The sequence below is a fragment of the Pseudomonas sp. FP453 genome (assembly GCF_030687495.1).
Classification (GTDB): Bacteria; Pseudomonadota; Gammaproteobacteria; order Pseudomonadales; family Pseudomonadaceae; genus Aquipseudomonas.
Genome location: NZ_CP117435.1, coordinates 5403054 through 5419464 on the forward strand (window position 1 = coordinate 5403054; position 16411 = coordinate 5419464).

Genomic DNA, 16411 nt, shown 5'->3' on the forward strand with positions numbered 1-16411 from the left:
CTCAATGCCCCTTGTGCTGGATGTGGGTGTGGTCGTCATCGCTGCCATCATCGGCGGCAGACAACGGACGGGCTGGCGTGCGTTTCTGGCCAGGACCACCGTGGGTCGGCTCATCGCCTTCGTGGGTCTGCGGACCTTTGCGCACCAGGCGCATCATGTAGCCCAGACCGGCACCGAACAGCGCGAAGTACACCACCACGAACAACACCAGCGTAATCGTCATCTGCACCAGGCTATGCCCGGAGGACGCATCCGCCGTGCGCATCAGGCCGTAGACCACCCACGGCTGACGGCCGATTTCCGTGGTGAACCAGCCGGCGAGAATCGCGATCAACCCGGACGGGCCCATCCACAACGCCAGGTACAGGAACGGCTTGGACGTGTACATCTTGTCGCCCCGGCGCAGCCACAGGCTGAACAGACCGGTGAAGATCATCAGGAAGCCCAGGCCGACCATGACCCGGAACGACCAGAACACGACGGTCGAATTGGGACGGTCTTCAGGCGGGAACTCCTTGAGGGCCGGCACCTGTTTATCCAGGGAGTGGGTCAGGATCAGGCTGCCCAGGTAGGGGATTTCGACGGCGTACTTGGTCTTTTCCGCCTTCATGTCCGGCCAGCCGAACAGGATCAGCGGAGTCGGCTCGTTGCCTTTGTTTTCCCAGTGGCCCTCAATCGCGGCGATTTTCGCCGGTTGGTGCTTCAGGGTATTGAGGCCGTGGAAGTCACCGATCACCGCCTGGATAGGCGCGACGATCAGGGCCATCCACATCGCCATCGAGAGCATCTTGCGGATTGCCGGGTTGTCCTTGCCGCGCAGCAGGTGCCAGGCGGCCGAGGAGCCGACGAAAAACGCGGTGGCCACAAACGCGGCCGTGGCCATGTGCGCCAGGCGGTACGGGAAGAACGGGTTGAAGATCACCGCCAGCCAATCGGTGGGAATGACCCGGCCGTCGATGATTTCGAAGCCCTGGGGCGTCTGCATCCAGCTGTTGGACGCAAGGATCCAGAAGGTGGAGATCAACGTACCGACGGCCACCATCACCGTGGCGAAAAAGTGCAGCTTGCGCCCCACCTTGTTCCAGCCGAACAGCATTACCCCAAGGAAACCGGCCTCAAGGAAGAAGGCCGTGAGCACTTCGTACGTCAGAAGCGGCCCGGTAACGGCGCCAGCGAAGTCCGAGAAGCGGCTCCAATTGGTGCCGAACTGGTAGGCCATGACCAAGCCAGACACCACGCCCATGCCGAAGTTGACGGCAAAGATTTTCGACCAGAAATGGTAGAGGTCGCGGTAGGTGTCGTTGTGGGTCTTGAGCCACAGGCCTTCCAGCACCGCAAGGTAACTGGCCAGGCCGATGGTGATCGCCGGGAACAGGATGTGGAATGAGATGGTGAACGCGAATTGAATTCGGGCGAGATCTAGCGCCTCCAAACCGAACATAAGTCTTCCTCTGTCAGGTAATACCGGCTGCTGGCGGGAGCCTGCACCCACTGCCCCCACGGATATGGAGTCTGGCGAATTTCAATTCGTTCTTTTTTTAACCAACCACGTAGGGAATCTGGCCCTAAGGCCGCCAGAGCAATCCCTGGGCAGGTTTTGATCTGGATCAAGCATTGCTGAAAGAGTAGTCCCATTTTCAATGTAGGACGGCGTGGTCTTTTGCCGCGTGACAGACTGCCTCAGCTCAGTTTCAGCAACTATCTGTTACAACTTAATGCTAATCTCGGCCTCTCCTCCGGCCCTGACCTGAATTCCCGATGCCCAGTGAACCCGTGTTGCTGTTGCGCCACCACCGCCCTTTCATCGCGTTCTGGTTGGCGCGCATCTTCACCGCCAGCGGTTTCCAGATGCTCACCGTGGCCATCGGCTGGAACCTCTACCAACTAACCGGCAACGTGCTCGACCTGGGATTGGTCGGTTTGGTGGAGTTCGTCCCGCGCGTGCTGTTCATGCTGCACACCGGGCATGTGGCCGACCGCTATGAACGGCGCAAGGTCGCGGCCATCTGCCAGACCGTGCAGGCGCTGATTGCGCTGTCGCTGGCCATCGGTGGCCTGACCGGCAATGTCACCCGCGAGATGATCTTTATCCTCGCCTTCCTGCTCGGCGCCGCCCGCTCGTTTGAAATGCCCACTACCCAGGCGCTGCTGCCAAGCATCGTGCCCAGCGCCTTGTTCCCGCGCGCGGTGGCGTCGTCGCAGTCGGCCCAGCAACTGGCAACCATCGTCGCGCCAGCCCTGGGCGGTTTGCTCTACGCATTTGGCAGTGTGTGGGTGTACGGCCCCACCGTGGTGCTGTACCTGATTGCCTGCGGGTTGACCCTCAACCTGCCCGCCCGCCAGACCCCGCTCAACAAAGGCAAGGCCACCCTGGATTCGCTGCTGGCCGGCATCCGCTTTATCCGCAGCCGCCCGGACATCCTGGGCGCCATCTCCCTGGACCTGTTCGCCGTGCTGCTGGGCGGCGCCACCGCGTTGCTGCCGGTGTTCGCCAAGGACATCCTGCTGACCGGCGCCTGGGGCCTGGGCCTGTTGCGTTCGGCGCCCGCGGTGGGCGCGTTGTTGATGTCGTTGTGGCTGGCGCGCTTCTCGGTGGACCGCCATGTCGGCCGCGTGATGTTCACCGCCGTCGGCGTGTTCGGCGTGGCAACCATCGCATTCGGCCTGTCCACCTCGTTCTGGTTTTCGTTGGCGGTGCTGGTGGTGCTCGGCGCGGCGGACATGATCAGCATGGTCATCCGTGCGTCGTTCGTGCAGTTGGAGACGCCGGATGAAATGCGCGGACGGGTCAGCGCGGTCAACGGCCTGTTTATTGGCGCGTCCAACCAGTTGGGTGAGTTCGAATCGGGGATTACCGCCCACTGGTTCGGCACCGTGCCAGCAGTGGTCATGGGCGGCGTCGGTACGCTGATCGTGACCGGGACGTGGATCAAACTGTTCCCGACCCTGGCCAATCGCGACCGCATGCATGTGCCGGTCGAGGAAGCGGCGAAGGTCTGATCAGCGGATATTGAGCAGGGTTTTCAGGGTGTTCTGCGGGCCGTTGATCGACGAGTTGCTGTATTCGAACCAGCCCTGGGCTTCGACATTCAGGTCGAACACATAGATGTAGCCCATCAACGTGCCCGCGCCGTTGCACACCTCGCTAACGCTGCCAACCTGGCACACCGGCGTGCGCTGGCCGTTGAGCACGGCACCGTCGAATCGGCCTACGGGGTTGTTGCCCAGACCGACTTCCATCACCGAGACCTTGGTGGGCCCACGGTGGGTGCACATCTGCGTGCCTTGTGCACGTTCCGGGATGGTTTCGGTGCAGCGCGCCGACTCGACCTTGAACACCCGCACCTCGCTCAACGGCGGTGCGGTCGCGCCCCACACCGGTGCTGCGCCGAGCCACAGGCCGAGACAAGGGATCAGAGCTAGACTCCACGCGTTGGCTTTTTTCATGCTGTCGATGACCCTGATTTAAACGTCGGCGCAGTATGCCTCAAGGCCATGATCCTGAGGGATTGTTCACAAGGGCGAGGCCAACCACCACAGGGCCTCGGCTGCTGGTATGATGCGCCGCTTTTTCCGATCCTCTCTGAAACCACAGGCGCTTGGCGCAGTTTGTGCTTTGACTTAGAGGTCAACAAATCACGACGCAAAATAGCGTCACAGGGAGCCGGCATGCTGGAAAAGCTGTTTCAACTCAAAGCCCACAACACCAATGTGCGCACCGAGATTCTCGCGGGTATCACCACGTTCCTGGCGATGGCCTACATCCTGTTCGTCAACCCGAGCATCCTCAGCCAGACCGGCATGGACAAGGGCGCGGTGTTTGTCGCGACCTGCCTGGCAGCGGCCATCGGTTCGACCGTGATGGGCCTGATCGCCAACTACCCGATTGCGCTCGCGCCGGGCATGGGCCTCAACGCCTTCTTTACCTACACCGTGGTCCTGCACATGGGTCATACCTGGCAGGTGGCACTGGGCGCGGTATTTATTTCGGCGGTGTTGTTCTTCCTGCTGTCGATCTTCCGCATCCGTGAGTGGATCATCAACGCCATCCCCCTGCCCCTGCGCTCGGCGATTGCCGCGGGTATCGGCCTGTTCCTGGCGTTGATCGCCCTGCACAACGCCGACATCGTCGTCAGCAACCCGGCCACCATGGTTGGCCTCGGTGACCTGACCAAAGCCGCGCCTATCCTGGCCACCCTCGGCTTCGTACTGATCGTCGCGCTGGAAGCCCTGGCCGTACGCGGCGCAGTGCTGATCGGGATCCTCGCGGTGACCATTGCATCCATCGCCTTGGGCGTGACCCCGTTCGGCGGCGTCGTGTCGATGCCACCGTCCCTGGGCCCGACCTTCCTGCAACTGGACATCAAGGGCGCGCTGGACATCGGCCTGGTCAGCGTGATCTTCGCCTTCCTGTTCGTGGACCTGTTCGACAACTCCGGCACCCTGATCGGCGTCGCCAAGCGCGCCGGCCTGATGGGCAAGGACGGCCACATGCCAAAGATGGGCCGTGCGCTGATCGCCGACAGCACCGCCGCCATGGCCGGTTCGTTGCTGGGTACGTCGACCACCACCAGCTACATCGAATCCGCCGCGGGCGTGAGCGCCGGCGGCCGCACCGGCTTGACCGCCATCGTGGTAGCGATCCTGTTCCTGCTGGCGTTGTTCTTCTCGCCACTGGCGGGCAGCGTCCCGGCATTCGCCACCGCGCCAGCGCTGCTGTTCGTCGCCGTACTGATGACCCAGGGCCTGGCCGAAATCGACTGGGATGACATCACTGTTGCAGCGCCGGTGGTGATCACCGCCCTGGCGATGCCCTTCACTTACTCCATCGCCAACGGCATCGCCTTCGGTTTCATCGCCTGGACCGCTATCAAGCTGCTTTCGGGCCGCTACCGTGAGCTGAACCCGGCGCTGGTGATTCTGTCGATTCTGTTTGTGATCAAGCTGGGCTGGTTCAACGCATGACTTTTGACGCCGCAAGCTACACCGCTCAACTGCAAGACAAGGTCACGCGCCTGCGTGACCTGTTGGCCCCGTTCGATGCGCCTGAGCCACAGGTATTCGACTCGCCGCTGCAGAACTTCCGCCTGCGGGCGGAGTTCCGCCTGTGGCGCGAAGGGGGTGATCGCCACTACGCGATGTTCGCCCAGGACGACAAACGCACGCCGATCCTGATCGAAGAGTTCCCCATCGCCAGCCTGCGTATCAACCAGTTGATGCCGCAACTCAAGGCCGCCTGGCAAGCCAGCGCCGCCCTGAGCCACAAGCTGTTCCAGGTGGAGTTCCTCACCACCCTGGCCGGCGACGCGATGATCACCCTGTGCTATCACCGCCCGCTGGACGAGCATTGGCACACCGCCGCGAACCAGCTGGCGGCGGACTTGAACGTGAGCATCATCGGCCGCTCCAAGGGCAAACGCGCTGTGATCGGCCAGGACTACGTGGTGGAGAAACTCGACGTCGGCGGTCGTACCTTCAGCTATCGCCAACCCGAAGGCGCGTTCACCCAGCCCAACGGCACCGTGAACCAGAAGATGCTCAACTGGGCTTACGAAGCGCTGGGCGACCGGCCGGATGACCTGCTGGAGCTGTACTGCGGCAACGGCAACTTCACCCTGCCGCTGGCAACCCGCGTGCGCAAAGTGCTGGCCACCGAGATCAGCAAGACCTCGGTCAATGCCGCCCTGAGCAACCTCGATGAAAACGCGGTGGATAACGTCACCCTGGTGCGCCTTTCCGCCGAAGAACTCACCGAAGCCCTGAATGAAGTGCGCCCGTTCCGTCGCTTGCACGGCATCGACCTCAAGCGCTACGAATTCGGCAGCGTATTCGTCGACCCGCCGCGCGCCGGCATGGACCCGGACACCTGCGAGCTGACCCGGCGTTTCGACAACATCCTGTACATTTCCTGCAACCCAGAGACATTGGCGGCGAACATCGCGCAACTGCATGACACCCACCGTATTACCCAGTGTGCGATGTTTGACCAGTTCCCGTGGACGCACCATATGGAATCAGGTGTGCTGCTGACGCGTCGCTAAATCTCACAGCCACCCACGATCCCCCTGTGGGAACTGGCTTGTGTGGGAGCTGGCTTGCCTGCGATAGCGGTGTATCAGGCACTGCTGGGCTAACTGACAGCCCGCTATCGCAGGCAAGCCAGCTCCCACATTGGATCTTCAAACATCAGTCGAATCCTCGGGTTTCACCGTATCCTTGCGCGGCCGCCCGCCCTTCTTGCCATTGGCACGGGCAGCGGCAGCCTTGGCGGCGCTGCGCTTGCGGCCGTTGCGCGCGGCCACCAGGCTCACGGCCAGGTCCATCAGGGGCTGGCTCGTAGCGATCAGGCCGGTGATGGACACGTCCAGGTCCTGGGGTTCACAGCACAGCGCTTTACCGCCGAAACCGACCTCCAATTGCTGGAAGTCCTCCAAGGAAAACCCCTCGAACTCGGGAAGGCCCGCCACGGGCAGCGAGACCCGGCTACCGTCGCTGAAGCCGATGGAAATGCTCTTGTCCTCATAGCTCACCGAGCTGGCGCGGGCGTACAAATGCCGTGTCTTGCGTCCCCTTGCTATCGCTTTATCGATATCGGCCTCGGTGAGCGGCACGTAGGGCGAAACTTTGGCTTTTATAATTTTCATAAATCAATCCTCACGGAATCTGGTGCCCTCACCAGATTCAAAATTGTCCGTGGCCCCACAACATCGTGCCACGCGCTTGCGATGACATAGACACCTGGCCGGATGACCAACCCCGGCACCAGCTCAGCAGCATCCCAATCCCAGGAATGGTTCTCCAGGCAAACCGTCTGAATTTTCTCCCACCAAATCCTTCGCGCTCGCGCCAGATAGTGCCGCTGCATCAACGCCTGACGAATGCCCAGCAGAACTGCACCGGGCGGCCGCCGCCGTTCAGGATCTACATCCCATAGCTCCACTTCGCCATCCAAAAAAGCTGAAACGAAAGCGCGCATCCCAACCCGCGCCCCTGACATGAACATGCGGCGGGCAATGTTCATCCCTGAGCAACACTGAAATCACAAATCCCTTGTAAGTGCCTATTCGCATCGTAACCCATCCGTTAGGTTATTTTCCGCCCGGTAACAATTTCGCCTTTGTCACCCGACAACCGGCTCCAAAATCCTGGTGCTTTTCACAGACTAGTAACCGGGAACCAAGCGTCGAACGCCGTGTTGTTACCGCGCATAACGGTTCGGTAATCGAACATATCCTCCGCCGTCGATTGACCAAATTAACCATTCAGTACATTTTACTTCCACAACTAACAATAACTGTGGAGACCCTCCCATGCCGCCTATCGTGCTGGTGCTCAACGGCCCCAACCTCAACCTGCTCGGCACCCGTGAGCCTGCAACCTATGGCCATGAAACCCTGGCCGACATCGCCGCGCTGTGCGGGCGCAGCGCCGAGAAGCTCGGGCTGAAAATCGAATTTCGCCAGACCAACCACGAAGGCGAACTGCTCGACTGGATCCACGGTGCCCGCACCCGATGCGCCGGCATCGTGATCAACCCCGCCGCGTGGACGCACACCTCTGTCGCCATCCGCGACGCGCTGGTGGCCAGTGAAGTGCCGGTGATCGAAGTGCATTTATCCAACGTGCATGCCCGTGAAGCATTCCGTCATCACTCCTTTGTGTCGCCCATCGCCAAGGCCGTGCTGGCCGGGTTTGGCAGCCATGGCTACCACTTGGCCCTTGAACACTTCAGCCAGGTGTTGAACCCATGAAGCCGCGCATTCTCGCCGGCCTGATCGGCGCCGGCATCCAGGCTTCGCGCACCCCCGCCCTGCATGAACAGGAAGGTGACGCCCAAGGTTTGCGCTACCTGTATCGCCTGATCGACCTGGACCCGCTGCACCTGAACGTGGATGCCCTGCCCGACCTGCTGGACGCCGCCGAGTTGATGCAGTTCACCGGCCTGAACATTACCTACCCATGCAAGCAGGCAATCCTGCCGTTGCTCGATGAATTGTCCGACGAGGCCCGCGGCATCGGCGCGGTGAATACGGTGGTGTTCAAGGACGGCAAGCGCATCGGCCACAACACCGACTGCCTGGGATTCGCGGAGGGTTTTCGGCGTAACCTGAGTGATGTCGTGCGGCGGCGTGTGGTGCAAATGGGCGCTGGCGGCGCCGGTGCGGCGGTGGCCCACGCGCTACTGGCCGAAGGTGTCGAGCACTTGAGCATTTTCGACCTGGACAACAGCCGCACCCAGGACCTGGTAGACAACCTCAGCCAGCGTTTCGGCCCGGGCCGCGCCCAGGTCGGCGGCCACTTGGAAAATGCCATGGCCGAGGCCGATGGTGTGGTCAACACCACGCCGATGGGCATGGCCAAGCTGCCGGGCACACCGGTTCCAGCTGCCTTGCTGAGGGCAGAACTGTGGGTGGCCGAAATTGTGTATTTCCCGCTGGAAACAGCACTGCTGCGGGATGCCCGGGCCCTGGGTTGCCGTACGCTGGATGGCGGCAATATGGCGGTGTTTCAGGCGGTGAAGGCGTTTGAGCTGTTCAGTGGCGAAGCGCCAGATGCGCAACGGATGCTGGCGCACTTTCAGAGCATGAATAACTAAGGATGCAAACCCAATCCAACCTGTGGGAGCTGGCTTGCCTGCGATAGCGGTGAGTCAGCCAAAAATGTATATCTGACAGACCGCTATCGCGGGCAAGCCCGCTCCCACAGGGGTTGTGTTCCAATCTGAAGTTTCAGGCCTGCAGGTACCGCATCACCGACTCACAAATCATGTCCCGATGCCGTTGCTTGATGGCATCATCCGACAGCTCGATCTGGAAAATCTCACTGAAGGTATGGCGGTTGGACACCCGGTAAAAGCTGAACGAGTTGATCAGCAGGTGCACATCCAACGGCTCCAGCCCCGCACGAAATACGCCCATCTCAGCCCCACGCCGTAACGTCGTGCCGAGCGCTTCAAGGATGTTGCTGTTCATCGCCTTGATCGACTCCGAACGCTTCACGTACTCGGCGTTGTGGATATTTTCGATGCTGACGATGCGCACAAAATCCACGTTCTGGTCGTGGTGATCAAAGGTGAATTCCACCAGCCGACGGATCGCTTCGCGCGGCTCCAGGGCGGTGAGATTCATCCGGGTTTCCGTGTTGCGGATGTCGCCGTAGAGCTTCTCCAGCACCTCGACGTACAGCTGCTCCTTGCTGCCGAAGTAGTAATAGATCATGCGTTTGGAGGTGTGGATGCGCTCGGCGATGGCGTCCACGCGCGCGCCGGACAGGCCTTGCTGGACAAACTCGACGATCGCTTCCTGCAGGATATTTTCGCGGGTCTTTTCCGGGTTGTTCTTACGACTCTTGCGCGGCGTTTCGGACGCAGCGGAGAGGTCGGGAGTCAGGGTCATGGTGCGCTCACGGCCGTTTTTATTGTGCAGGCGCCGATTATGGGCTGCGGCGCTCCCCGAAGGAAGCACCGCGCCATTGCTCACAACCGCGCTTGGCGCACCGCACCGCTGCGGGATTTGGCCATGGCCGCCAAGCGCACCGCTACGTTGGCCGCGCCGTAACCGGCATAACCGTTCTTGCGCTGGATGATCTCGAAGAAGAACCGCCCTTCGAACGGCTCGGTGTACACGTGAAACAGCTCACCGCCGTTGGCATCACGGTCGTACAGCACGTTGTAGTACGCCAGCTCGCTGAGGAACTCCTCGTCAAAATCAAAGCGCGCCGCGAGGTCATCGTAGTAGTTGAGCGGGATGTCCAGCAGCGGCACGCCCGCGTCTTTGGCCCGGCGCACCTCGGCGAAAATATCCGCGCAGTCGAAGGCAATGTGGTGCACACCCGAACCGCGATAGCTCGATAGCGCGTGGGAAATCGCCGTGTTGCGGTTCTCGGAAATATTCAGCGGCAGACGGATCGAACTGCAACGGCTGCGCAGCGCGCGGCTTTTCACCAAACCGTACGGGTCGGGCAACACCACTTCGTCGTCGGCCTCGAAATCCAGCAGGCTCTTGTAGAACAGCACCCAACTGTCGAGGCTGTCGGCCGGCAGGGCCATGGCCATATGGTCGATGCGCAGCAAGCCGCCACCGGCCGCCGGCGCGGTTTGCAGGTTGAAGTCGGTGTCGTACAACGTGCCTTCGCTCGGGTCCACCAGGTAAATCAGGCTGCCATCCGGCGCACGCACGGCGGCCAGTTCCAGCTCATTGGGGCCGACCAACCCGCGATAGGGCTGGCCCTTGTAAGCCACCGCCCGCTCCAGGGCCTTGGCGCTGTCCTTGACCCGCAGCGCCGTGGCACACAACGACGGGCCGTGCGCCTCGAAAAAGTTGTGGGCGAAGGAATAGGGTTCGCAATTGAGGATCAGGTTGATATCGCCCTGGCGCAACAGGCTCACGCTCTTTGAGCGATGCTGACCAGCCTTGACGAAACCGAGGCGTTCCAGCCAGTGGGTCAGCTTGGCGCCGAGGCTTTCGTCTACGGCGAATTCAAGGAACTCGATGCCGTCGTACTCACTGGCGGCCGGCGTGTCGAACAGAATTTCCACGGGTTGCGCCGGGGCTTGCTGTTGCAGGCGCTCGCGGGTCTTCTCTTCCAGGTACAGCAAGGAGCGCAGGCCGTCCGCCGCATTCGCCCGCGTTGGCGCGGCGCGGAAACCGTCGTTGAAAATCTCCAGGGACAAGGGCCCGGTGTAGCCACTCTGGATGATCGGTGCAAGAAAGCCCGCCAGGTCGAATTCGCCCTGCCCCGGGAAGCAGCGGAAATGCCGGCTCCACTCCAGCACATCCATGGCCAGGATCGGCGCGTCGGCCATCTGCACAAAGAAAATCTTGTCACCGGGGATCTGCGCGATGCCACTCGGGTCGCCCTTGAGCGACAAGGTGTGGAAGCTGTCGAGCAGCACGCCGAGGGCGGGGTGATCGACCTGGCGCACCAGGTTCCACACCTGCTGCCAGGTGCTCACATGCTTGCCCCAGGCCAGCGCCTCGTAACCGATGCGCAAGCCCCGGCGGCCGGCATGTTCGGCCAACAGGCTGAGATCGTCGAGCAAAATGCGCTCATCGCCCACGCAATCGGCGGACGCGTTGCTGCACACCAGCACCAGGTCGGTGCCCAGCTCCTGCATCAGGTCGAACTTGCGTTCGGCGCGCTCCAGGTTGCGTGCGAGGCGGTCGCGGCGGCAGCCTTCAAAGTCGCGAAACGGCTGGAACAACGTGATGGCAATCCCCAGGTCGGCACACATTTGCCTAACTTCGCGGGGGCTGCCGTCGTAATACAACAGGTCGTTCTCGAAGATCTCCACGCCATCAAATCCGGCGGCGGCAATGGCTTCGAGTTTTTCCGGCAGGGTGCCGCTCAAGGAAACGGTGGCAATGGAACGTTGCATGGGGCGACTCCCGGCAATTATTGTTTGCGCCAAATTATTCGCCCCCAGTCTACCCACAGCAATTAAAATGTACGAACCGGTTAGTTTTTGGTGCGATTATCGAACACTAAGCCGCTTTGGCGAATTGACGATTTTTTAGCCGCTGCGCACCATCGACTCCGCAACCTGACCCAGAACACACCATAAAAATTTCAAAAAACGGGTACGACCTCATGCCTCTGCAAAATTCCGCCCTGGCCGCGCGCCCCGGCACCCCGCACGCCGGCATCGGCGACAAGATCCGCGGCGCCATGGCCGTGGGCAAGACTCGCTGGGGCATGTTGGCCCTGGTGTTCTTCGCCACCACCCTCAACTACATCGACCGTGCCGCCCTGGGCGTGATGCAACCGATCCTCGCCAAGGAAATGAGCTGGACGGCGATGGACTACGCCAATATCAACTTCTGGTTCCAGGTCGGCTACGCCATCGGCTTTGTGCTGCAAGGCCGCTTGATCGACCGGGTCGGCGTCAAACGCGTGTTCTTCTGCGCCGTGCTGTTGTGGAGCCTGGCCACCGGCGCCCACGGCCTGGCGACGTCGGCAGTGGGCTTTATGGTCTGCCGCTTTATCCTCGGGCTGACCGAGGCCGCCAACTACCCGGCCTGCGTCAAGACCACGCGCCTGTGGTTCCCCGCCGGCGAGCGTGCGGTGGCCACTGGTATCTTCAACGCCGGCACCAACGTCGGCGCGATGATGACGCCGATGCTGCTGCCGCTGATCCTGCACGTGTGGGGCTGGCAAGCCGCGTTCCTGTGCATGGCTTCGCTGGGCGCGATCTGGCTGGTGTTCTGGGGTTTGAAGTACTACAACCCGGAAGACCATCCGAGCGTTAAGCAATCGGAACTGGACTACGTGCAACGGGAAGTCGAACCGGAACAACCGGGCGTGCCGTTCAGCCGTATCCTGCGCATGCGCGGCACTTGGGCCTTCGCCATTGCCTACGCGCTGACCGCGCCGGTGTTCTGGTTCTACCTGTATTGGTTGCCGCCGTTCCTGAACCAGCAATACAACCTGGGCATCAACGTGACCCAGATGGGCATCCCGCTGATCATCATCTATCTGACAGCCGACTTCGGCAGTGTGGGTGGGGGGATTCTGTCGTCGTTCCTGATCGGCCGTGGCATGAACTCGATCAAGGCGCGCTTGCTGTCGATGCTGCTGTTCGCCTGCTGCATCGTCGGCGTGATCATGGCCGCTGGTTCCAGCCAACTGTGGGTCGCGGTGTTTGCCATCTCCCTGGCCATCGGTGCGCACCAGGCCTGGACCGCCAACATCTGGAGCCTGGTGATGGACTACACGCCCAAGCACATGATGAGCACGGTGTTCGGCTTCGGCGGCATGTGCGCGGCCATCGGCGGCATGTTCATGACCCAGATCGTCGGCCACATCCTCACCGTGACCAACAACAACTACACCGTGTTGTTCACCCTGATCCCGGCGATGTACTTCATTGCGCTGACCTGGATGTACTTCATGGCCCCGCGCAAGATTCCTACCGTAGACGTTTAATCTACCTACGCCGCTGCTGCCAGGCAGCGGCCAGCCCGCTCATGCAGATCACCCCGATGCCGACCACCGTGGTCACATCGGGGGTATGGTTGAACACCAGCCAGCCCAACAACCCCGCAAACACGATCTGGCAATAGCCGAACGGCGCCAGCAAGGCCGGCGCCGCGAAGCGGAACGCCTGGGTCAACAGCAAATGCGCGGTCATCCCGCAGGTGCCCAGCGCCAGCATCAACACACCGTGCCACAGCGTCGGGATCTGCCAGAAGAACGGCACCAGCGCACTCATCACCAAGGTATTGCACAGGCCGGCGAAGAAGTTGCTGGTGGTTGGTGTGTCGTATTGGCTGAGGATGCGCGTGAGCAACTGGTAGAAGCAGAAGAACAGCGCCGAACACAGCGGCAGCAGCACCGCCGGGGTGAACAGCTCGCCGCCGGGGTGGATGATGATCAACACGCCGACAAACCCGCAGATCACCGCCAGCCACTGGCCGCGCGTGACGTGCTCGCCGAGCAGCGGCACCGAGAGGGCTGTCACCAGGATCGGCGCGAGGAAGTTCACCGCCGTGGCTTCTGCCAGGGGGATGTAATGCAACGCCGCCGTAAAGAACAGGCTGGTGCCCAACAGGCACAACGCCCGCACCACCTGCATGCCCGGCCGTTTGCTGCGCAGCACGCGAAGGCCCGATTGCGGCAGGAAAATCCCGGCCATCAGCAAGGTGTGCACCAGGTAGCGCGCCCACACCACCATCACGATCGGGTAGAACCCGGCGAGGTATTTGGACAAGGCGTCGTGGCTGGAGAACAGGAAAGTGGCCACCACAATCAGCAAAATGCCTTTGAAGGGGTGGTTGACGCCGGAGAGAGGAGTGCTGACGGTCATTGAGTTCTCTTGCATGACGGGCTGAACGCGGGCTGCTCAACCCGGTAATCTAGCAGCCGGGCCTGCGTCTGCCCCAAGAGCATAACCAAACACTGTGCGAACAGCGCACTAAATCACCGGATTCGAGTCCAACGTCCCACGTTCGCCCGTACGTTGCGCACTTTTTAACCAAGGCCTGCCGCTATGAAAAAAACCCTGTTCGTTCTGTCTGCCGTCGCCCTGCTTGCCGCTTGCAACCAGGAAGCCAAGGAAGCACCAAAACCCGCGCCCGCCTCCGTGCAAGCGACGCTGGTGCCAGCAACCCCGCCCACCGACCAATGGGTCGGCAAGTGGGTGGGCGTCGAGGGCCTGCACCTGACCATCGCCAAGGACGACAGCATCGGCCGGGGTCACTACCTCCTCACCATGCAATACGGCCTCGACGCCGACGACTCGGGCACCTTCAAAGGTGAAGCCGCCGAAGACGGCATCGCCTTCACCCGCCCGGACGGCCCGCAACTGCTGCGCGCCGGTGACGGCGAAGCCACCGGCCTGAAGTGGCTGGCGGATAAAAAGGACTGCCTGATCGTGGCAACCGGCGAAGGCTACTGCCGCTAATAACGTCCATACTCATCCCACTTACTTGTAGGACCGTTCACCGAGAGGATTGCCCCCATGCTATGGAAAAAAGGCCGACGCAGCGACAACGTGGTGGATGCCCGCGATGACAGTGGCGGCGGCGGTGGCGGCATGCGCTTTGGCGGTGGCAAGGGCCTGAGCCTGACCGCCATCGTGCTGATCGTCGGCATTGGCTGGCTGACCGGCCAGGACCCGTTGCAGATCCTCGGCCAGCTCACCGGCCAGATGGAGCAGGCGCCGTCGGTCAGCACCCAGACGCGCCAGGCGCCGCCGGCCAACGATGAGCAGGCGGATTTTGTCCGCGCGGTGCTCGGCGATACCGAAGACACCTGGGCCCAGGTGTTCCAGGAAAACGGCCTGGCCTACAAGAACCCGAAACTGATCCTGTTCCGCGGCCGGGTGAATTCCGCTTGCGGTGGGGCCACATCGGCCAGCGGCCCGTTCTATTGCCCGGCAGACCAGCAGGTGTACCTGGACCTGGATTTCTTCCGCGAAATGTCCCAACGCTTCCAGGCTGCGGGCGACTTCGCCCAGGCCTACGTGATCGCCCACGAAGTCGGGCACCATGTGCAGACGTTGCTGGGTATCTCGTCGAAAATCCAGGCCGCACGCCAGCAGGGCCGGCAGATGCAGGGCGACGGCGGCCTGCTGGTACGCCAGGAACTGCAAGCCGACTGCTTCGCCGGGGTGTGGGCCAACCGCGCGCAAAAACGCCTGAACTGGCTGGAACCCGGCGACATCGAAGAAGCCCTGAACGCGGCCAACGCCATCGGCGATGACCGTTTGCAGCAACAGGGTCAGGGCCGCGTGGTGCCGGACTCGTTTACCCACGGCACCTCGGCGCAGCGCGTACGCTGGTTCAAGACCGGCTTCGCCCAGGGCCAGATCACTCAATGCGATACCTTTTCCGCCAAGAGTCTTTAAATGAATAAACGATTGGGATTGCTGCTGGGCCTGTTAGTCAGTTGTTCAACCTGGGCGGCCGGACACGGCGCCAAGGAAGCCAGTCTTGATCGATTCCCCCTGGAGGCCGGCGACCTCAGCGTCGGCCTGAGCCAGGATTGGCGCCAGCCGCTACCCGACGTGACCCGTGCGCTGATCATCGTGCACGGTCGCCTGCGCGATGCGCAGACCTACCTGGAAAGTGGCGAAAAGGCCGCCGAAAATGCCGGACAAGGCGCCAGCACCCTGGTCATCGCCCCGCGTTTTCTGATCGAGTCGGATGCGCAGCATGAGCATCTGGACAAGCAGATCCTGCGCTGGACCGACAATGGCTGGATGGCCGGCGAGCCGTCCACCGGCCCGGGCCACATCAGTTCCTACGGCGCACTCGACCAAATCATCAAGCACTTGGGCAACCGCAAGCTGTTCCCGGCGCTGAAGGAAATCGTGGTGGCCGGACATTCCGGTGGCGGCCAGGTGGTGCAGCGCTTTGCCCTCACCAGCCACGACCATCCGAAGCTGCAAACCGAAGGCATCGGCCTGCGGTATGTGGTGGCGAATCCTTCGTCCTACGCCTACTTCAGCCCGCAGCGGCCAATGAAATTCGATGCGGCCAGTTGCCCGGGTTTCAACGACTGGAAATACGGCATGCGGAACTTGCCGACCTATGCCAAGGGCCAGAGCCCGGCGCAGCTTGAGCAGGCTTACGTGTCACGCGACGTCACTTACCTGCTGGGCCAGCAGGACACCGACCCGAATCATCACGCGCTGGATAAAGGCTGCGAGGCCGAAACCCAGGGTGCGTATCGGTTGATTCGTGGGCACAACTATTTTGACTACCTCAAGCAGCGGCATCCGCAGTTGGGGCATCGGTTGGTTGAGGTGCCGGGGGTGGGGCATAACGGGGATGGGATGTTTACGTCGCCGCAGGGGCAGAAGGTGTTGTTTGCCCAATAACAACTGAAGAAACCCAATCAAAAATGTGGGAGCTGGCTTGCCTGCGATTGCGGTGGGTCAGCTGAACATATTTCAACTGACCGTTAGCTA

The 16411-nt window shown here is 61.7% G+C and carries 15 protein-coding genes and 1 pseudogene; 9 read left to right on the forward strand and 7 right to left on the reverse strand.

Annotated features, from left to right (window positions below; all coding sequences use genetic code 11):
- Position 1: 1 nt before the first annotated feature.
- Positions 2–1441, reverse strand: a complete 1440-nt coding sequence (locus PSH87_RS24565) for a cytochrome ubiquinol oxidase subunit I (protein ID WP_305431445.1) — start codon at positions 1439–1441, stop codon at positions 2–4.
- A gap of 317 nt (positions 1442–1758) precedes the next feature.
- Here PSH87_RS24565 and PSH87_RS24570 point away from each other — a divergent pair, with 317 nt between their 5' ends.
- Complete coding sequence (locus PSH87_RS24570) at positions 1759–3000, forward strand: MFS transporter (protein ID WP_017737407.1); 1242 nt, start codon at positions 1759–1761, stop codon at positions 2998–3000.
- On the opposite strand, the gene PSH87_RS24575 is transcribed toward PSH87_RS24570, so the two are convergent.
- Positions 3001–3447, reverse strand: coding sequence for a DUF4879 domain-containing protein (locus tag PSH87_RS24575; protein ID WP_026136860.1), 447 nt, complete (start codon positions 3445–3447; stop codon positions 3001–3003).
- A gap of 222 nt (positions 3448–3669) precedes the next feature.
- Between PSH87_RS24575 and PSH87_RS24580 the strand changes: the two genes are divergently transcribed.
- Together PSH87_RS24580 and trmA are read left to right on the forward strand one after the other, a co-directional pair.
- Entirely contained in the window at positions 3670–4965 is a 1296-nt protein-coding gene (locus PSH87_RS24580; protein WP_017737405.1) for an NCS2 family permease, read from the forward strand.
- Positions 4962–6041, forward strand: a complete 1080-nt coding sequence (trmA, locus tag PSH87_RS24585; protein WP_305431447.1) for a tRNA (uridine(54)-C5)-methyltransferase TrmA — start codon at positions 4962–4964, stop codon at positions 6039–6041. Before PSH87_RS24580 ends, trmA begins: the two co-directional genes overlap by 4 nt.
- Positions 6042–6179: 138 nt before the next feature.
- Here the strand turns inward: trmA and PSH87_RS24590 are convergent, their stop codons facing one another.
- Both PSH87_RS24590 and PSH87_RS24595 read right to left on the reverse strand, forming a co-directional pair.
- Positions 6180–6644 carry a DUF2442 domain-containing protein gene (locus PSH87_RS24590; protein WP_026136859.1) on the reverse strand — a complete coding sequence of 155 codons (465 nt, stop codon included), beginning with the start codon at positions 6642–6644 and terminating at the stop codon, positions 6180–6182.
- Positions 6641–7070 (reverse strand): annotated as a pseudogene (locus PSH87_RS24595) (DUF4160 domain-containing protein). The gene PSH87_RS24590 and the pseudogene PSH87_RS24595 overlap by 4 nt, the downstream one beginning before the upstream one ends.
- 240 nt (positions 7071–7310) lie before the next feature.
- Here PSH87_RS24595 and aroQ point away from each other — a divergent pair.
- Both aroQ and PSH87_RS24605 read left to right on the forward strand, forming a co-directional pair.
- Complete coding sequence (gene aroQ, locus PSH87_RS24600) at positions 7311–7751, forward strand: type II 3-dehydroquinate dehydratase (RefSeq protein WP_017737401.1); 441 nt, start codon at positions 7311–7313, stop codon at positions 7749–7751.
- Positions 7748–8596 (forward strand): shikimate dehydrogenase, encoded by an 849-nt coding sequence (locus PSH87_RS24605; RefSeq protein WP_305431448.1) that lies wholly within the window; start codon positions 7748–7750, stop codon positions 8594–8596. The genes aroQ and PSH87_RS24605 overlap by 4 nt, the downstream gene beginning before the upstream one ends.
- A 133-nt stretch (positions 8597–8729) precedes the next feature.
- Here the strand turns inward: PSH87_RS24605 and PSH87_RS24610 are convergent, their stop codons facing one another.
- Together PSH87_RS24610 and quiC are read right to left on the reverse strand one after the other, a co-directional pair.
- Complete coding sequence (locus tag PSH87_RS24610) at positions 8730–9395, reverse strand: TetR/AcrR family transcriptional regulator (protein ID WP_305431449.1); 666 nt, start codon at positions 9393–9395, stop codon at positions 8730–8732.
- A gap of 80 nt (positions 9396–9475) precedes the next feature.
- Positions 9476–11377, reverse strand: coding sequence for a 3-dehydroshikimate dehydratase QuiC (quiC, locus tag PSH87_RS24615; RefSeq protein ID WP_305431450.1), 1902 nt, complete (start codon positions 11375–11377; stop codon positions 9476–9478).
- A gap of 212 nt (positions 11378–11589) precedes the next feature.
- Between quiC and PSH87_RS24620 the strand changes: the two genes are divergently transcribed.
- Entirely contained in the window at positions 11590–12924 is a 1335-nt protein-coding gene (locus tag PSH87_RS24620; RefSeq protein WP_017737397.1) for an MFS transporter, read from the forward strand.
- 1 nt (position 12925) lies between these two features.
- Here PSH87_RS24620 and PSH87_RS24625 read toward each other — a convergent pair whose 3' ends face one another.
- A complete protein-coding gene (locus tag PSH87_RS24625; RefSeq protein ID WP_017737396.1) occupies positions 12926–13804 on the reverse strand; it encodes a DMT family transporter in 879 nt (292 codons plus the stop codon).
- A 183-nt stretch (positions 13805–13987) separates the two neighbouring features.
- Between PSH87_RS24625 and PSH87_RS24630 the strand changes: the two genes are divergently transcribed.
- Genes PSH87_RS24630 through PSH87_RS24640 form a run of 3 tightly spaced genes read left to right on the forward strand, consistent with a single transcriptional unit; the run spans position 13988 to position 16321 of the window.
- On the forward strand, positions 13988–14401 hold the full coding sequence (locus PSH87_RS24630) for a lipoprotein (protein ID WP_017737395.1): 414 nt from the start codon (positions 13988–13990) through the stop codon (positions 14399–14401).
- A gap of 57 nt (positions 14402–14458) precedes the next feature.
- Positions 14459–15346 carry a neutral zinc metallopeptidase gene (locus PSH87_RS24635; protein WP_207043215.1) on the forward strand — a complete coding sequence of 296 codons (888 nt, stop codon included), beginning with the start codon at positions 14459–14461 and terminating at the stop codon, positions 15344–15346.
- The gene (locus PSH87_RS24640; RefSeq protein ID WP_305431452.1) at positions 15347–16321 is read left to right on the forward strand and encodes an alpha/beta hydrolase; all 975 of its coding nucleotides are present in this window, start codon (positions 15347–15349) and stop codon (positions 16319–16321) included.
- Positions 16322–16411: the final 90 nt, after the last annotated feature.